The sequence below is a fragment of the Polaromonas glacialis genome, from assembly GCF_000709345.1.
GTDB classification, from domain to species: Bacteria; Pseudomonadota; Gammaproteobacteria; order Burkholderiales; family Burkholderiaceae_C; genus Polaromonas; species Polaromonas glacialis.
This window is the reverse complement of sequence record NZ_JMDZ01000040.1, coordinates 1-16,251: the sequence shown is the minus strand read 5'-3', so window position 1 is coordinate 16,251 and position 16,251 is coordinate 1. Positions and strand designations below refer to the sequence as shown.

13 protein-coding genes are annotated in these 16,251 nt (G+C 48.7%); 8 read left to right on the top strand and 5 right to left on the bottom strand.

Annotated features, from left to right (window positions below; genetic code table 11):
• Positions 1-661 precede the first annotated feature (661 nt).
• Together drt3b and drt3a are read right to left on the bottom strand one after the other, a co-directional pair.
• Positions 662-2,587 (bottom strand): antiviral reverse transcriptase Drt3b, encoded by a 1,926-nt coding sequence (drt3b, locus tag EC86_RS27390; protein ID WP_084181063.1) that lies wholly within the window; start codon positions 2,585-2,587, stop codon positions 662-664.
• Positions 2,587-3,822: an antiviral reverse transcriptase Drt3a gene (gene drt3a, locus EC86_RS27385; protein WP_084181061.1), complete on the bottom strand. Its 1,236-nt coding sequence runs from the start codon at positions 3,820-3,822 to the stop codon at positions 2,587-2,589. Before drt3a ends, drt3b begins: the two co-directional genes overlap by 1 nt.
• A gap of 541 nt (positions 3,823-4,363) precedes the next feature.
• On the opposite strand from drt3a, the gene EC86_RS0100050 reads away from it, so the two are divergent.
• The 8 genes from EC86_RS0100050 to EC86_RS26805 all read left to right on the top strand — a co-directional run bounded on the left by EC86_RS0100050 (position 4,364) and on the right by EC86_RS26805 (position 13,257).
• The gene (locus EC86_RS0100050) at positions 4,364-5,362 is read left to right on the top strand and encodes a XamI family restriction endonuclease (protein ID WP_232229735.1); all 999 of its coding nucleotides are present in this window, start codon (positions 4,364-4,366) and stop codon (positions 5,360-5,362) included.
• Positions 5,363-5,364: 2 nt separating this feature from the next.
• Positions 5,365-6,948: an Eco57I restriction-modification methylase domain-containing protein gene (locus EC86_RS0100045; protein WP_029523684.1), complete on the top strand. Its 1,584-nt coding sequence runs from the start codon at positions 5,365-5,367 to the stop codon at positions 6,946-6,948.
• A 32-nt stretch (positions 6,949-6,980) separates the two neighbouring features.
• Positions 6,981-7,571 carry a hypothetical protein gene (locus EC86_RS0100040; RefSeq protein WP_029523683.1) on the top strand — a complete coding sequence of 197 codons (591 nt, stop codon included), beginning with the start codon at positions 6,981-6,983 and terminating at the stop codon, positions 7,569-7,571.
• Between the two features lie 72 nt (positions 7,572-7,643).
• Positions 7,644-8,165, top strand: a complete 522-nt coding sequence (locus EC86_RS28370) for a hypothetical protein (RefSeq protein WP_156955107.1) — start codon at positions 7,644-7,646, stop codon at positions 8,163-8,165.
• Between the two features lie 144 nt (positions 8,166-8,309).
• Positions 8,310-9,503, top strand: coding sequence for a competence protein CoiA (locus EC86_RS26810; protein ID WP_156955105.1), 1,194 nt, complete (start codon positions 8,310-8,312; stop codon positions 9,501-9,503).
• 306 nt (positions 9,504-9,809) lie between these two features.
• The gene (locus tag EC86_RS25735; RefSeq protein WP_051675640.1) at positions 9,810-10,160 is read left to right on the top strand and encodes a reverse transcriptase-like protein; all 351 of its coding nucleotides are present in this window, start codon (positions 9,810-9,812) and stop codon (positions 10,158-10,160) included.
• Positions 10,161-10,743: 583 nt separating this feature from the next.
• Positions 10,744-11,526: a DUF6602 domain-containing protein gene (locus EC86_RS28365; protein WP_156955103.1), complete on the top strand. Its 783-nt coding sequence runs from the start codon at positions 10,744-10,746 to the stop codon at positions 11,524-11,526.
• 414 nt (positions 11,527-11,940) lie between these two features.
• Positions 11,941-13,257, top strand: a complete 1,317-nt coding sequence (locus EC86_RS26805; protein WP_156955102.1) for a hypothetical protein — start codon at positions 11,941-11,943, stop codon at positions 13,255-13,257.
• Positions 13,258-13,268: 11 nt separating this feature from the next.
• Here EC86_RS26805 and EC86_RS0100015 read toward each other — a convergent pair whose 3' ends face one another.
• From EC86_RS0100015 to EC86_RS0100005, 3 genes are all read right to left on the bottom strand, one after another.
• The gene (locus EC86_RS0100015) at positions 13,269-14,219 is read right to left on the bottom strand and encodes an HNH endonuclease (protein ID WP_029523679.1); all 951 of its coding nucleotides are present in this window, start codon (positions 14,217-14,219) and stop codon (positions 13,269-13,271) included.
• A 128-nt stretch (positions 14,220-14,347) separates the two neighbouring features.
• Entirely contained in the window at positions 14,348-15,649 is a 1,302-nt protein-coding gene (locus EC86_RS0100010; RefSeq protein ID WP_029523678.1) for a Y-family DNA polymerase, read from the bottom strand.
• A gap of 84 nt (positions 15,650-15,733) precedes the next feature.
• Positions 15,734-16,123: a LexA family protein gene (locus tag EC86_RS0100005; RefSeq protein WP_232229734.1), complete on the bottom strand. Its 390-nt coding sequence runs from the start codon at positions 16,121-16,123 to the stop codon at positions 15,734-15,736.
• Positions 16,124-16,251 lie beyond the last annotated feature (128 nt).

The following is a 16,251-nucleotide window of genomic DNA, read 5'->3' as shown; positions in this document are numbered from 1 at the left end:
AAAGGGCGGCTAACCCTTTGTTTAAACAGCAAACGCTGGGGTACCGGCGTGTACCGCTTAATTCAAACATTAATGCTTGGTTAACAGCCGGTGAGAAAGTCGGCTTTCAGTGAAATAGCGTTCGTCAAACGGTCGGATACTGTTGGCGAATTGGGCGATGCTGGTGTTAACAAGGGAATACGAAAGCTTGAAGTGCTCGTCAACTCTTAAAACCGCGTTTGGCTCGATCAAAATTTCGCTAATACTTGCGACTTTTTCGGAGCTCTCGGCGCTTTTTTGGAATTTGCAAACAGTATCCGGTCGTTTAGTTGATACATGTGATTACTTAAAACACAAAGGAGCTCGTGGTGATTTCCTGAATAAGGGAAGAACAACATTTGACCCAAATCCGACTTCTTATCGCGGAGCTATCTCTTTAACTCCACAACGACAAGTTTGGTACAAAAACAGAGCGTGGCAAAACTGGGTGGGAAAAGGCGACTCCTGAGTGTGTGGACTACTAGAGCCGCTCAAAGGCAACACACTTCTACGTGCAAGTGTGTCAACTCGATTCACGTGCAAGCACGTGTTCGAAGCGCAAAAGCAACCGATCCGTGTATGCACGCATCGGCAACTGAAAAGCTTCAAGAAGGCGTCAACCTCTTCCCATAACAATCTTAGCTCAATATGCGCGCTTCAGCTCTCGTTTTTCGAGGCTATTTAAAAGATCAACTTTGATCCAGGGTGCCGTCCATTCGTCTCCCATTTCGGCAACAAAAACAGTAGCGTCGGCGACGGATACCGAATCCCCATTGGCCGAAAGGCAAGCACGTACCCATTTGGCACGTCTTGCTGTTGGGATGTGAGGGCATGAAATTGCATCTAAAAAAATATGGGCTATCTCACTGGAAGATTTGACGCTTTTGCAATCTCCCAATTTTTCTTCGATTGATTCAACAATTTCGTCAAGTACTTCTGCATAGCGCGGTAACGGGCCTATGTAAAACAAACAGGCAGACAATGAAAAATAGTTTTTCTCAGAGTCTCCAAGAAAAGTCGATTTTACTATTTTTGAAGATAGAAGAAAAGATGGTCCTAGTTCTTGTGATGCAAGAACAATGTTAATTATTTCGAGATCAATAAAATCGCTAACTAGCGTACTGCGTGCTCGATTATTTTCTAATAGCAACCTCTGTACAGAGTGAAAAATGTAATTACACATTTGTTCGCTTGTCGTATATCGATTGGTTCTAAAATAACGGATTAAAAGAATTATAGCGGTGCTCAATTTATACGAAGCATTAACGGTAGGCGCGACGCCATATAAAAAAAAGCAAACGTCGAGTACCAACTTTAGGCACTTAAGTCTTTCAATGTCTTCAATATCATGATCACATGATCCTTCACAAACTTTTTTTATGCGCTCAACAAAAATGGCAATGAGTAGCGAGCTTATATCGTAGTAGTTTGATTCAACTTGCTGACAAATAGTTTTTATAGAAGCAATATATTTCTTTAGTAATAATTCTGGCTCATACACCACAGCTACACCTAATGAGCTACCAGACTCAGAAAAAATTTTGGCACTTAATGTTTCAGTTACTTCTAACGATAGGCTCACCAAAGTCGATTTCTTTGTTGCGAATGGGCGGGTTTGAAGTTGAGATTTCAACGGATTAACGTGGAGATTGAACATAAGCAAACATTCCGTATAAGCAATCTTTACTATATTGGCAGTAGCCTCACTTTCAGCGTAAATAAATATATCATCAACATATCGTCGAATAGAGTATTGCTTATTAAATACATAACGTGGTAATAATCGACGGACAGTATTTCGATCAACTTGTTGAAGGATAATTTCAGCGAATACCCTGCTGCTTTCTGGTCCAATAGGTATGCCGTTGGTTTCATCATGGTTTCCATGCCGTATTACATTATCAAAATCATCGCCAAACGTTTTACATCTTAAATTATCTTTAGAAAATTGTTTATCTTTTGTCGCCCATGACATGCAATGCGTATAAATGCTATCAAAGCATTTCGATACGTCCATCGTGGCTAAGTGGGAAAATTTACGCTCTAATTCTATATACTCTTCAGAGTTATAAAATTTCCACAATCTGTCAAAGCCACGGTAGGTAAAATACGAGGGTGAGTGTTTAGTAAATTCTCCGAGGTCATTTATACTTACCGAGCCATCTTTGTATTTATAAATATCTTCCCAAGACTTTTTAGTATAAAAACTTCCAGCGATTTTGGTTGGCGAACGAATTGTAATTTCACTTTGGGACGTATAGTGAAGCATCAGACTACTATAGCGTCCGTAAAATTCGGTCATTAACCACTGTGAACTTGGATGTATAAGCGCGAGTCGTCTTAAACTATCTTCAGTTTTACGTATTTGGTACCTGTATGGGACTGTCGCTTTCCTGTCGTTCAAAATTACGGCATCAACCAGCTTTTTTTGAATTGGATTTGAGGTTTTACTTGTAAGTTTTGTGTAGATATAATCGACTGAAAATGTAATCGGTGTTTCATATGGAAGCGTATCCGTCAATAACACTCTGAAACCATCTTTTTTATTGATTTTATTTTTTTTAGGCATTAGTATTTCCAGCACCTTCCTATTATTTCTAGTCTATTTCCTGAGAAGGAAGTAAAAATTTGATCCGTATGTCCCCTTTGGAAACTTAAACGCAATAGGCGTTTGCATAATACATTGCTAAGTGATAGCGATAAGCCACGACGTTTTACACTTCTTGTCGATAGAATAGCACTGGACAAAAACTTATCAAGAAGTTTTAATTTTTCGTCGCCGGAATCGATTAATGAATAGTTAAAATAAATTCCAGCCATATTTGTATAGCCTGTATTCTTGTTGTAAACCTTAAAATTCGAAGTCAAAAACTTTATTCGATCTACTAACAAGTCGTCGTTTGCATTTTTGCCATAATCTGCTAATGCTCGAAAGATTCGGGTTTTAATTTTTTTAATCTTTTTTTCAGAAATAGAGCATAAAACTTTACGACTAGCTCCAGTTTTTCCTGTAACTGAATTAAACACTGAAAATTCATAGCCTAAATACTCAACATCTAGCTTAGATTGTCCAGCAGGATCTTTCTCGGATTTTGCTAGCGATTTAACAAGAAACTTTTTTTTGTTAAAAACTAGGCCACTCGGGAGTGCATTTTCGAGTCGACTAATAAAATTATCGGGATTTTCTCTGTTTGCACTAATAATAATAATATCATCTACGTATCGAGCATAGAAAAACACCTCTTTATCATTAATTATATCGAGATCGAATTTTCGCATCATCAGCTCCGACAGGATTGCACTTATAGCTAAGCCTCTCGGAATGCCTTGCTCACCTAAGAGAATTTGATAATCCAGAATCGTGTCAGCGATCGCTTTAGTGCATGGCGCTAACGCGTCGCAGTCTTCGATCATTTGTCTTGTGTCGTCTAAACTTATTGACTCATAAAAGTTGCTGATGTCGAGACGATATAACCGATACGGTACACCTTCCGTCAATAGATGCTTCAAATTTTCTACAATTCCATCACGAGTAGTCTGCTGCCATGACACCCCATGCATGAGATTCTTGGAAAGTTTACGTAGTAGGAGTTCGGCTGGCTTTGAATCAGGTGCAAAATGCCACTTCTCTCGTAATATCCATTTTCTTAGGGGGTAAAACGGAAGGAGTTTGTTATAAAGTTCATATGCGCTTGACGCAAGCTGATCCGCGTGAGTAGACCTCATTGCACTCGGAATGCCTTTAAAATCTGACCGAGTAATCAAATGTTTTAATGTGGTAGGCGTAATTGATTGTCTGTGCATATTCTTTATTTGTTGACTTGCAAGATTCTTTCGGACCAATATCAATTTAATCTTTATTTTGAAATCGCTTTTCTCACCCTTAATGAAATGCCTAATATGCTGTAGCTCAAACTTGAATGCATGCGAATTTTATTGCAGTAACGCCGCAGGTCAGCTTTCGTCTCAGAGTAAATACTATTAGATCGAGACTACTACCCAGCGCTTAGCATCCGGTCTACTGGTGCTTGGCGCAAGCAGGAATTCCCTGCTCTAAAATTAGTCTGTGAGTTGACTTTTCGTCATACTGTACGGCTGAATAGAAAAAAGCATTGCCTGCCTCATATGCGGCTTACTGACAGATCGTTGGTTTTAGCTTGCTGCTGCTCCCTGCCGGAGTCAAAGTAGGGCGGCGTGTTGTAACTTTCCCCTGAATGACCTGTTCGCGGAAATGTGGACGCTTACGAGAACTACTTACAAAGAGCGCCTAGCGCGAAAGGAACGGATGCCGGTTAACCTAAATAAGCCTGAAAATTGGAAAGCTGACGTTGCTCGATCAGTCGATATGTACAACGACTGGTTCATGAATTTCGCCCCAAGCGCTTTTCGCAGCACGCGCATTCAAACCACCAAGGACGTGGAAGCCGCACTTTATGCGACTGGCAACCTGACGGATATTAAGCCTGCGATGTTGCGCGCGCGTCCTGAAATCCTGCCTACGCTGCGCATGTCCACCTGTCCACCCTTGGCGGTTGATCGCCTGATCGGCTTGGCCGGTGTTTCGTCCAGCTTGGTCAAGCGGATGGAACTTCACCAAAAGCTGCCAGTGCGGATGAAAGCAGCCCAAGTGGATGTGGAACTGGCCAAAATCACCGCCATCATCGAAAAGCTGGCCGACCCTGATATTTTTGTTTGGCTTGGACGCGAAGCTGCGGCAACGCAAGTCGAGATCCACCGATCGGCCACCATCGTTGCTGATCGGCTCTGCGGCGCGGTCGCAAACCCGATTATCCGCAACGCTCAGGAAAAACGGCAACTGCAAGAAATCAAGAATTGGTTAGAAGCCCACGGCTATACGCAGCTGCCCAGCGGGGCAGGTACTAAATTCGACGCCATGCCGCCAGGCACCTTCAGCTTTCGCATGAATGTGCCTGTCAAACTCAATGTCAATGTCAATGTCAATGCGATGCCGGTCACGGTGGACGATGAGGAACCTCAGTTAATCGAGGTAGAGGAAGAAGAACTGGTCGTTGAGGTCAAGGGCAATAAATTAACGATCAACATCCCGATCGACGCGGTCATCATGCCAAAGTCGGCAAAGCCTGGCGACTTCCCACTGTTCTTCGAGGCGAAATCGGCGGGTGATTTCACCAATACCAACAAACGCCGCAAGGAAGAAGCCAAAAAGGTTGCCCAGTTGCACAGCACTTACGGTTCAGCCGTGCGCTTCAACCTGTTTTTGTGCGGCTACTTTGACAGCGGCTATCTCGGCTACGAGGCGGCAGACGGCATCGATTGGGTGTGGGAACACCGAATCGATGACTTCGCCCTGTTTGGACTTTAATCATGTCACATAGCCTAGACGCCATCGAACAACGCCGCTGCGCCCTGCAGATCGAGCTGGACGCGCAAAAGTCGCAAGCCGAACGCAACAAGCTTGGCCAATTTGCGACGCCAACGCAGCTTGCCCGCGACGTGCTGGCCTATGGCCTAGCGCTGCTGCCAAAATTAACGCCTGTGCGTTTTCTTGATCCTGCCATCGGCACCGGTTCTTTTTATTCTGCGCTCATGTCGGTGTCGACAGGTCGACCTGTGGAATCGGCAGTTGGTTTCGAAATTGACCCGCATTACGGTACGCCGTCAAAAGCGCTGTGGGAGAAAACGCCGCTCAACATTACGCTAGCCGATTTCACACAAGAAGCTCCCCCGGCCGACACCCAAAAGCGAGCAAACCTGCTGATCTGCAATCCACCTTACGTTCGGCACCATCACCTGAACGGTGCGGACAAAGTGCGCCTTCATGCCGCTGCGCGGGAAGCGTCGAACGTCGTGCTGTCGGGCCTTTCTGGCCTTTACTGCTACTTCATGGCTCTGGCCCATGGTTGGATGGCCGAAGGCGGCGTTGCAGGCTGGTTGATCCCCAGCGAATTTATGGACGTGAACTATGGGCGAGCGCTCAAAGCCTATTTGTTGCGTGAAGTGACGCTATTGCATATCCACCGTTTTGACCCGAACGATGTGCAGTTCGATGACGCGCTGGTCTCGTCCGCCGTCGTCTGGTTCAAAAAGGAAAAACCGCCGGTCAATCATCGGGTGCGTTTTTCCTATGGTGGCACGATGCAGCAACCGGTCATCAGCAAAAACGTCACCGTTCTCGACCTGGAGCGCGCTGATAAATGGACACGGTTTCCACGCCAGGACGCCCAAGCGCAGCACGATGGCTACCGGCTCGGTGACCTGTTTGCCATCAAGCGCGGCCTCGCCACGGGCGCCAACGAATTTTTCATCCTGGATGAAGAGAAGGCGCACGCGCTCAAACTGCCGCCGCAGTTCCTAAAGCCAATCCTGCCGAGTACGCGCTACATCAAAGCTGACGAAATAAACGCGGATGGGGCAGGAATACCACTGCTGGACAAACGCCTGCTTATGATTGACTGCGACTTGCCGGAAAAAGAGGTTGAGCGTGACTATCCGGCGTTGTGGGCATATTTGAAAACCGGCATGGATGATGTCGCGCTACGCTATCTGTGCCGCACACGGCGGTGCTGGTACGCGCAAGAGCGCCGCGCTGCCGCGCCGATCATCTGCACCTACATTGGCCGCAGCGACCATGACGGGCGGCCTTTTCGCTTCCTGCTGAACAACAGCAAGGCGACCGCCACAAACGTCTATTTAATGCTCTATCCGCAGCCGCTGCTGGCCGAGCAACTCGCGCGCGATCCGACAGCGCTGCGCCGACTGTGGCAGGCGCTAAACGCCATTGACCGGGAAACATTGCTCGGCAATGGCCGCGTCTATGGCGGTGGGATGCACAAGCTGGAGCCGAAGGAACTGGCCAACGTGCCCGCCGATACCCTGGCTGCCTTGGTGGGCCTTGGCGAAAAGCACACGTCGCTCCAACTGGAACTGACGGAATCCATTGCGGCCTAAGCCGGCCGCTGTAAAGAAGCAATAGGCACCGAATGAGCATTGAAAAAAAGACCATCAAAGAGCGCAAAGCTGAACACCTTGCGGCATGGGAACTGGCCAAACAGGGAGACGAGGCGGCCTATCGTGCGTTGACTGAAGAAAGGTGCATTGCTGAATGCGCCTCTGATGGCGTTGCGCCTCACGGAATGTTTGCCCGCTCGCGCAAATTTTCCAATCCCCTATTTATGACGCCAACCGGATACCTGGCGGCCTTTCCTGAACTGGATGAGCATCTCTTCCTGTCCAGTGAAACGGCATTTCAGGCGATCGCAAAGTACAGTAAACCTGAACATTACGCCTCCTGGCGTGTCAGTTCAACGAAGCTATCAAAGGAACTTCGAGACAAGCAGTATCAGCGCTGGCTACGCGAGGTCAAAAATTCAAATGCACCATATATTGAGCCTCGCAGGTCGCTCGAAGAATGCGCTTCAATTTATGCCAGTGGCGGTATCGAAGCTTTAAAGAAAATTTATTCCAAAGCGCATGCCCTTAAAACCGAGCATCGCATTGTTGAGGCAGGTTTGGCAGAACGCGAAATCAGGCAGGTGCCTGATTTCTCCTACAACTCAAGGAACGACAGATGATCTGCAAAAGCCACAATGTTTTCCTTTACTGCCTCTGTATAAAATTGGGGTTACTACAAACGGCTGGTGTAAATGATTAAGCCAATTGTGCTTAATAATATGAAAATTTCTGAATATCTAATCGTTTCATTTGCAATTTTTCTCAGCATATTAACTGGAAATGCGTATTCACAGTCTCTCAGTTTTAAAGGACTCGAACTCGGAACAGTGATGAAGGGCTGTCCCAAAGGCACTATTGAAATAGCCTTCAGACTGTTCAAAGAGCAGCTTTCTTGCCGATTTTTGGACAATCAAACGGTTGCAGGGCGTAATGTGGGCCAAATGACGCTTGACATCGTAGATGAAAAGGTTGTTAGTATTAATGCAAATACTAAATCTCCCGATGACTATGATCACATCACAGGTGCTTTGGAAGCCAAGTACGGCTCTCCAACCGAGCCCCATTTTATGTCAGGTATGTACACTTTATGGAGAATCGGACCTTGGACGATAGCAGCCATGCCGGGGATGGGAACCATAACATTTTCTGATAGTGGTGCTACTTTGCACAGGCTTCGAGCGCGGAATGCGGCATTGAGTAAGGACGATTTGTAAAACGAACGGCTTTTAACCAGAGTTGGCAGCGCTAGTCAGCTGTAGGCTACTTTGATAGAAAGCCAATCCTTGGGTCAGAAGCGGCGCAGGTTATAAACGGGTGTGCTGATGCAAGCGTAGCTTGGCCACTCCTACACTCTAGCGGTGGCAGCTTCTCATTTTGCCCACTACCAACAGCACCACTTTATGCCACTTAAATGCATCTCAGGCAATCAAGAACTCTTTGCGTTCAATATAGCAAGCGCTGAAGATTGGAATGAGTTACGAGCAAGGAACGCTCAAGACCGTTACTTGCACATGCATTGTTGCGGTGCCGGGGTGATTTTAAAGACTAGCAAGCTTGGGACACGTTACTTTTCCCATGTTCGAAAAGGGCCATGCTTGTCTGCTCCTGAATCCTCTGAGCACCTGCGTGCCAAGGAAATCATCGCCACTGCCGTCCAACATGCAGGTTGGGTGGCGCGGGTTGAACAGTCAGGACAGACCAATGATCAGCGAACTTGGATCGCAGACGTTCTTGCCAGCCGCGGTGGCAAAACAGCAATCGCGTTTGAAGTACAGTGGAGCCGTCAAGCGTTTGAGGAGACCGTACGGCGGCAGGACGTATACCGATCCGCATCGGTACGCGGTATGTGGTTTATGCGTCAACATAATTTCCCGATCAGTAAAGAGATTCCGGCTTTTATGCTGACATTTGACGAGGTAAGTGGGGCTTTCCATGTCTTATTGCCAGCGCCCTCTTTCAATCCACTTTGGATTTCTGCCCGTGACAAACACAGACCCGAGTATTGGCAGCAACGGGTTGAACTCGGCCGGTTTGTGGAAGGTGCGCTTCAGGGAAAATTGCGCTTCGCACCTCAGCTTGGAAAGATGCTGCCTCTCGATGTAAGTGCGGCATACACGAACTGTTGGCGCTGTAAGAAAACGACCGGAATTATTATCGACCTCCGCTTTGCAGCAAGTCGTGTACAGCCGGGCGCAGCCGATGTCACCGCATCGATTTATGATTTTGATGACGATGATGGACATGGCTCCACTTTGCTGAGGAACACTCTCCACCCGAATCTTTTGGCGCAACACGGAATTGGACCGATCAAGCCTCGTTATAGCCGTACCGAGGGCCATAAATACCTCTCGAACGGCTGTGTCCACTGTGACGCGTTGCAAGGTCGCTTTTTTGACCATGAGGTGGCTTATGACGCTCAGTCAATCTTCAGCGTCGATGTACTTTTCGACGATCAGTGGACACGCCATTTGGAAGACCAAGATGCTATGAATCGCTGGTGGTTTGACGATATGCCTGCACAGCCACTTCCCATGCTCTCGGAGCCAAATTAAATTTTCTGTGCGTTTTGCGATGAATTCGTTGTCGAGCTTTCCACCAATTGAAATTTCGCCATTTCTTCAGAAGTCAAAACCCCTTTCCAGATGAGGCGTCATCTTCGTTCTGCCTTTTAATCTAAGCCATTCACTCGAATTTTTCCAAAATGGTCGGTTTCAGCTGATCGAGCTAGTCCCATTGGTTTTGACAGAGATATAGTGGCTGGTCTGCAAAAACCTTGATACTTGCAACTATTCTGCGGTGGTGTCTACTTTGGTTTCTGCGAGTGCTTGAGCCTGGGTCTTCACTGCGATAGCAGCGCGGTGCCCAACCTGGGCCGCATCGGCATAGGTCGGGTCCTCATCGAGCCCGACGGCACGGGCCACACGCTGTCGCAGGCGATGAAGTTCAAGGGCTGCAACAACGTAGCCGAACTCAGGGCGCTGTTCGCGGCGCTTCGGGAGGGCAAGGCACTTGGTGCGAAGGCAGTGCTGGTTTATTGCGACAGCCATATACTGATTAATCAGCTCGGCGGTCTGGACTACAAGCCCGATATCAAGCTTATTGCTCGGCTGGCCGGCTTCTTTGATGAAGCCCGCGCGTTGCTGGAATCGTTCGAGCAGGCCAGCCTGCATGGATCCTGCTTCATCGCAACGCCCATGCCGACGCGCTAGAAATTTAGCCCAACCGTGTAGTGAAAGGTTTGAAGCGTTTCCATCACATCGCGAAGTGAACTAATTTTGTTAATCGCCGCCGTTTGCGATCAATTTCCAGCAATGTAATCTACCAAGAACTCCAACCTCACCTAAATCACTCTTTGCCTATCTCCCGGCACTTCCGCGGAAATTGAGGAGAGAAATAGATTTTGTAGATGATAATTAAATTTATGTTAATTACATTAACGGTTGACAAACCGTAATTAGCATTCACATATATATCTGATTCACAATGGCGGCACTTTAATAAAGAACACGCTTATAAGCACCGAGTCAATTTCGATTTCGATTAGCATAGGCGAGATGGCCACCAATATTATGGTTAAAGGATTTAACAAACAGCTACGCTAAAAGCGTTTGAACGAGAATTGGTTTTTGACCGTTGGCAACGCCCTAAAGAAATTCGAAACTTGGGCCACTTTTCTAACATGGCTAGACTTCAGTTTGCGCTAAACTGCGAGCACGCGATCATGCGATCATGCGAAATTTAGAGCCTCCATTCAAGATGGGTTTTCTGGGTTCTTACTGCACAATTGGAAAAATGAAAGACTATTATAAAGATCGTCCCGAACTGCCGGTTAAACAACTTACTGCACGTATTGAAGGCGCATATCATCGATTTTTTGCCCATTTTTCTGAAAGTTCAGGAATAAACCATAGCCTTTCGAAAGGAGAAGTTAGAGAAAATCCAGTACGTGACTTTTTTGAAAGCTTGCTCCCAAGAAGATTTTCCGTTTCATCAGGTGAAATTATTGACTCACGCGGTGGCATAAGCCCTCAAAGCGATCTTATTATTTATCGAACTTTAGATGGAATTCCAATCCTCAACATGCAACCTACGATTCTACAAGTTGAATCGGTTATGTGTGTCACAGAAGTCAAATCAGTAATAAATATTAGCGAATACGAAGATTGCTTAATAAAGGCTAAGAAGCTATTTAAACTTCGTCCTTTCGATACAGAATTACAAAAATATCAGCGTGGTCGTGACCCCGGGCCGGAAGACTGTCGCATTTTTATATCTATATTTGCCTATAGCTCCAACACAAAAAGCGGCCTTGATGAGGAAGCAAAGCGTTATTTAGAATGCGCCAAGAAACTCGATATCGATCCAGGTATTGTGGACAGGATTTATATACTTGGCAAAGGTGTAATAAATCCAGCAGATGGGAGATATGCTGCAGATACAAATGAACGAAGAATAGGCTTATTTTACTACTACTCGAATTTACTTCAATTTGCGATGCGAGAGTCAACAAGACGAAACGAAGTTCCATATCTCTACTATTTCGGAAGAATGAGCGAAGGTTGGAAAAGAATCTAATTATTCGTTACACCGGATTAGTTTCTGAACTGTTGAAGTCCACCTCTGAATGGTTGCTATCACTGCCAGCGTAATTTCCATATAGTCTCAGAGTACATGGGTGCTATTTTTAGAGGTTTGCATCACTGATGCCGATCTTTTGGCAGATCTCATCGACCTACGTTTCTAATTCCACCTGCTTATGGCAAACGCAATTTGCCTTTACCTGTACTTACTGCTTATTTTCATTATATGTTGCAGTGTTTGTGGAAGTAAAAATCATGTTGAAATTTTTACTTTTAAATAGCCATGTTTCTTGGCTAGCATTATCGTAAACAGATCTTCGGGAAAAGGCCTAGACTGCGGCTTTTGAAAACTTTTAAAAAGAGGACATAAAATGGTAAAACCACAACACTATGAAAGAGTTATTACGGTATGAGTGTAAATGAATCGGAAGCACGTCTTGCGAATTTATCCCGTCAGACATTCTTATCAATGTGGTCTTACCAAAACCCTTATTACTCTGAAGGCAAGGAACTTTGCGATGTGCTCATCGTCTTCGGCGATGACGTAATTATCATTTCGGACAAGGTCATCAAATATAGTGAAGATAATACGCCTGATATTGCGTGGAAACGGTGGTACGGTAAGGCGGTGAGCGCCAGTGTGAAGCAGTTACGAGGGGCACTAAAAACGATCAAGACCTCGCCCGAGGCCGTTCATCTTGATGCACGTGTTTCGTCGCCATTTCCCTTGAGATTCCCCGATGTAACCCGGGCTCGGTATCACTTAATTGCTGTCGCTCATGGAATTGAAGCGACACGCACCCGGCATTTAAAAACGTCCAGCTTTGGCCTTGACTCTAGTCTGACCAACAGCGTCACGTTATTCACAGTTGGTGTGCACTTTCCAGAGTTTGTCCATGTAGTCAGTAGAACCGCACTGGACGCCCTGTTTGAGTGTTTTGATACTACAGCTGACTTTGTTATGTATCTTACAGCGAAAGAGGCCTTTCTCACCAAAAATCATGTGCTGTTCACAGGTGAAGAGGACTTAATCGGTGTGTACATGAGAGGTCGTCGTCCTGGCGGAAGCTCACCGCTGTGCGAACTAATCGAAGCTGACGAAAAGGGAGTACGTATAGTTGATGCGGATGTGTGGTCTTCGTTGCGAAAGGACCTGAACTTTATGCAACGCAAGGCAAAGCTTGCGCCCTCCTACTTGATCGACGAAGTTATTGAGCATCATGCATCGGAGTACATGCGAGGCCGGATGGTTAGCGGTCAAGACAAAGCACTGGCCTATCACGCCACAGCCTTGCAAGTCCTAGCTTCAGAGTCGAGGATGGCACGTATGCTAATGGGCATGGCGGTTGTGGATGTTTTGATTGAAAACCCAAAAACGTACTGGAGTGTTGTCGTAGAGTCGTCAGAGCAGCCTGGCGTGCACTTTCTTTGGTTAGTTTATCCAGTGGTGAACGAACGCGTTTCCGACGATGACCTTGAGACCGCTGTGGGACACGAACTGAAGACCTACATCTATGTGGCAATGAGCAAGTTTCCCAATGCTCAAACAGTGTTCGGTATAGCGATACCGAATGCGGAAAGCGCACGGACATCACGTGCGTTCCAGATAGCTGTGCGCAATGTTTGGACTGACGAAATGCAGAAAGAGGCGGAATTGTTGGGATTAACTAGAGGGATTTTCAGCCATGTCGAAACAACAACACGAGTCGCAGTACATGCCATCTAGGACAACCTAATCTAGAAGTTATTCTTTACGGCTTTGAAAACATTTTGGCGATGGTATGCCAGGTAGCTTTTTTGGTTTTCCGTAAATGAGCCCACATTTTTGCCGGCCGCAACGCCCCAAGCACTAGCAATGCTTGAGGTAAGCGCAGGTGAAATCAAGACCAGCCCAGAGTCATCGAATGAAATGAAGCCACGGTCAAACAGGTGATCAATGTGTGGTGCTAGCAGTAAGCCATTTGAACCATCAAGCTTTTCGCTGTCGGATGAATCTTTCCACGGCTTGATATGGCTGGCTCGAAGGTGCTCAGGGTCAGACACCAAAGTTAATCGGCACGCATATTCATGCAAACGCACGTTGGCACGAAATAGGCCCTGGCCACGCCGTGCGTTGATCAGCTGCTTTTTCTGGGTGGGCCCAATATCCGTTCGCTCCAGCAGCGCCATTTCTACTGCTTTCAAGGGCGCTTCAACATCCGGTTCAATACGGGTCATCAACGAATCGATTGCTGCAGGGTAGTCAAGGCCAATGAGCTGAATCAATACCTCCGCCATGTGCGGCGGGACATTTGCAAGGTAGACCGATTGGAGACCATCGCCGGTCGACTGAAGCGGTGAATACTTCACAGGCAAATGGGGACGAAGCGCATCGATGTGATCTTTGGGTCGTATGGGGTGGTCGAAAACGGAAAATTCAGTCGTGACTAACCACCCTTCTGCCGACCATGAGCTACCCGCAGAACCGAAATCCGGTTTGGGAGAAGATACGGCTCGTTGGGTCGCAACACCCACCGCTTTGATACGGGTATCGCAAAATGAAAAAACAATATCGCCGGGATGAACCTCGAGCATGTTGTCGTAGAACTGATTGCGCGCGCCGTCTGAACGGGTTTTAGGGGACCAAAGAAACCCACCACCGACCTCCGCTTTGTACGTTTGATTTTGATTGACCCACCAGTAATTCATAAAGTTGTTCCGGGATAAAGCGCAAATGTGGAAACAAGTGTCGCTCAGCTTTGTCCGTGAACTGCAGGCGTCGCATCGGGCCAGGGCGTTTTTGCCGCTGTGCAAGCGCTGAAAAGGAAACAATCAGTTCACACGGCCTTGGCAATCGGCATGTCCGCCCACGCGGTCGTGTAGCCCGGGGTCAGGCGCTCCTGGCGCATGCCCCACTGACGGGTACGGTCATCGATCCCGCTGCTGGCAAGGTGCACCGTGCCCTTGCCGTATTTATTGTTGAGCGTATCGATCGTGGCCATCAGCTTCGATCGCTCACTGGTAACTTCAGGCTCCAGATCCAACTCGCCCTGATACAAGCTGCCGGGCACCAGGTCGAGCAGCAGGACGCCGGCCTTGATCAGCGCAAACCCGGGCTGGTAGATCGAGCGCAGGCCCAGCACCGCGGCCTGCACCAGGGCGGCCGTGTCCGAGGTGGGCCGGCGCAGCGGCACCACCGCGCTTTGCGAAAAGCGCGGGCCCGGCCGGTGCGGCGAGGTGTGGGCAAACACCAGGACCTCGCTCGCGACGCTGGCTTGCCCGCGCAGCTTTTCAGCAGCGCGGGTTGCAAACTCGCTCACGGCCTCGATGAGGGGCCCGAGGTCCGTCACCGGCCGGCTAAAGCTGCGCGTACAGGCAATCTCTTTTTTCGGCGTGGGCTGGTCCTGCAGGGCAATGCAGGAGATGCCCTGGAGCTCGCGCACCGTGCGCTCGAGCACCACGCTCCAGCGCCGGCGCACGGTCGCCGGGTCCATGCGCATGAGGTCCAGGACTGTAGCAATGCCGCCCTCCTCCAGCTGCCCCGCGATCCGGCGCCCTACGCCCCAGACCTCGCCGACCTTGGTGGCACCCAACACCGCGTCCAGGTCGCTCGCGGGCAGTGCCGCCAGGTTGCACACCTGCCCAAACTCGGCCGGGTAGCTGCCGGGCTTTCGCTCGGCGGTCTTGGCAATGAAGTTGGCCAGCTTGGCCAGGGTTTTCGTCGACCCGATGCCGATCCCGGTGGGAATGCCGGTCCACTGCAGAATGCGCGCGCGCACTTGCCGGCTTCGAGCCGTGAGGTCCCCGCGCACGCCCGCGAGGTCGATGAAGCTCTCGTCGATGCTGTAGATCTCTTGATGCGGCCCCAGGCCCGCGGCAATGGACATCATGCGATCGCTCATGTCGCCGTAGAGCGTGAAGTTGGCCGACAGGCCCACCAGCCCGTCGCTGTCGTTCAGGTGCTTGACCTCGAACCAGGGGGCGCCCATCTTGATGCTCAGGGCCTTGGCTTCATTGCTGCGGGCGATGCAGCAGCCGTCGTTGTTAGAGAGCACCACCACCGGCCAGCTTTTCAGGCTGGGGCGAAAGACGCGCTCGCAGGAGACGTAAAAGTTGTTGCCGTCGACCAGCGCGAACAGGGCCATGGCAGTGCTCCTTCGGTTTTTGTTTTTCGATCCGGCCTTCTATCCCAGCTGTCGTTACTTCGCTACGTCGCTACTTTGCTACGGGCGCATTTTGCGGATCGTGTACGTCACCACGCCGCAAATCGTCAAGGTCTGCCCTTCCTTGAGCAGGAGGGGCGGAAAGGTCGGGTTGGCCGCGCGCAGCGAGACCGAGCCGCCTTTGCAGCAAAAGTGCTTGACCGTGAACTCGCCGTCGACCTCGGCCACCACCACGTCCATGTGCTGGGGCGCGAGCGCCCGGTTGACCACCAGCAGGTCGCCGTCGCTAATGCCCGCGTCCACCATCGAGGTGCCGCGCACGTGCCAAAAGAACGTCGCCGCCGGGTGCGTGACCATCAGATCGTTGAGGTCGCAGCGCTTGACCGCAAAGTCGGCTGCTGGCGAGGGAAAGCCAGCCCAGACCGTGCCCTCGACCATTGGCAAAGCCAAGGGCCCGCTCGATTCAAAGCGCGTGGCCGAGGGCGGGAAAAGTAGAGGGCTGTACATATACGGCGCTGTTCGCAAATAGTATGGGTTTTGTTGAGTTTTCGGGATTTTCAGAGGAGAATTTCGCATGC

Excerpts from the sequence above, each read along its gene's own strand:
- drt3a (WP_084181061.1), bottom strand. The coding sequence starts at position 3,822 with ATGCACAGACAATCAATTACGCCTACCACATTAAAACATTTGATTACT.
- EC86_RS0100045 (WP_029523684.1), top strand. The coding sequence starts at position 5,365 with ATGTCACATAGCCTAGACGCCATCGAACAACGCCGCTGCGCCCTGCAG.
- EC86_RS28365 (WP_156955103.1), top strand. The coding sequence starts at position 10,744 with ATGAAAGACTATTATAAAGATCGTCCCGAACTGCCGGTTAAACAACTT.
- EC86_RS0100040 (WP_029523683.1), top strand. The coding sequence starts at position 6,981 with ATGAGCATTGAAAAAAAGACCATCAAAGAGCGCAAAGCTGAACACCTT.
- drt3b (WP_084181063.1), bottom strand. The coding sequence starts at position 2,587 with ATGCCTAAAAAAAATAAAATCAATAAAAAAGATGGTTTCAGAGTGTTA.
- EC86_RS0100015 (WP_029523679.1), bottom strand. The coding sequence starts at position 14,219 with ATGAATTACTGGTGGGTCAATCAAAATCAAACGTACAAAGCGGAGGTC.
- EC86_RS26805 (WP_156955102.1), top strand. The coding sequence starts at position 11,941 with ATGAGTGTAAATGAATCGGAAGCACGTCTTGCGAATTTATCCCGTCAG.
- EC86_RS28370 (WP_156955107.1), top strand. The coding sequence starts at position 7,644 with ATGATTAAGCCAATTGTGCTTAATAATATGAAAATTTCTGAATATCTA.
- EC86_RS0100050 (WP_232229735.1), top strand. The coding sequence starts at position 4,364 with ATGTACAACGACTGGTTCATGAATTTCGCCCCAAGCGCTTTTCGCAGC.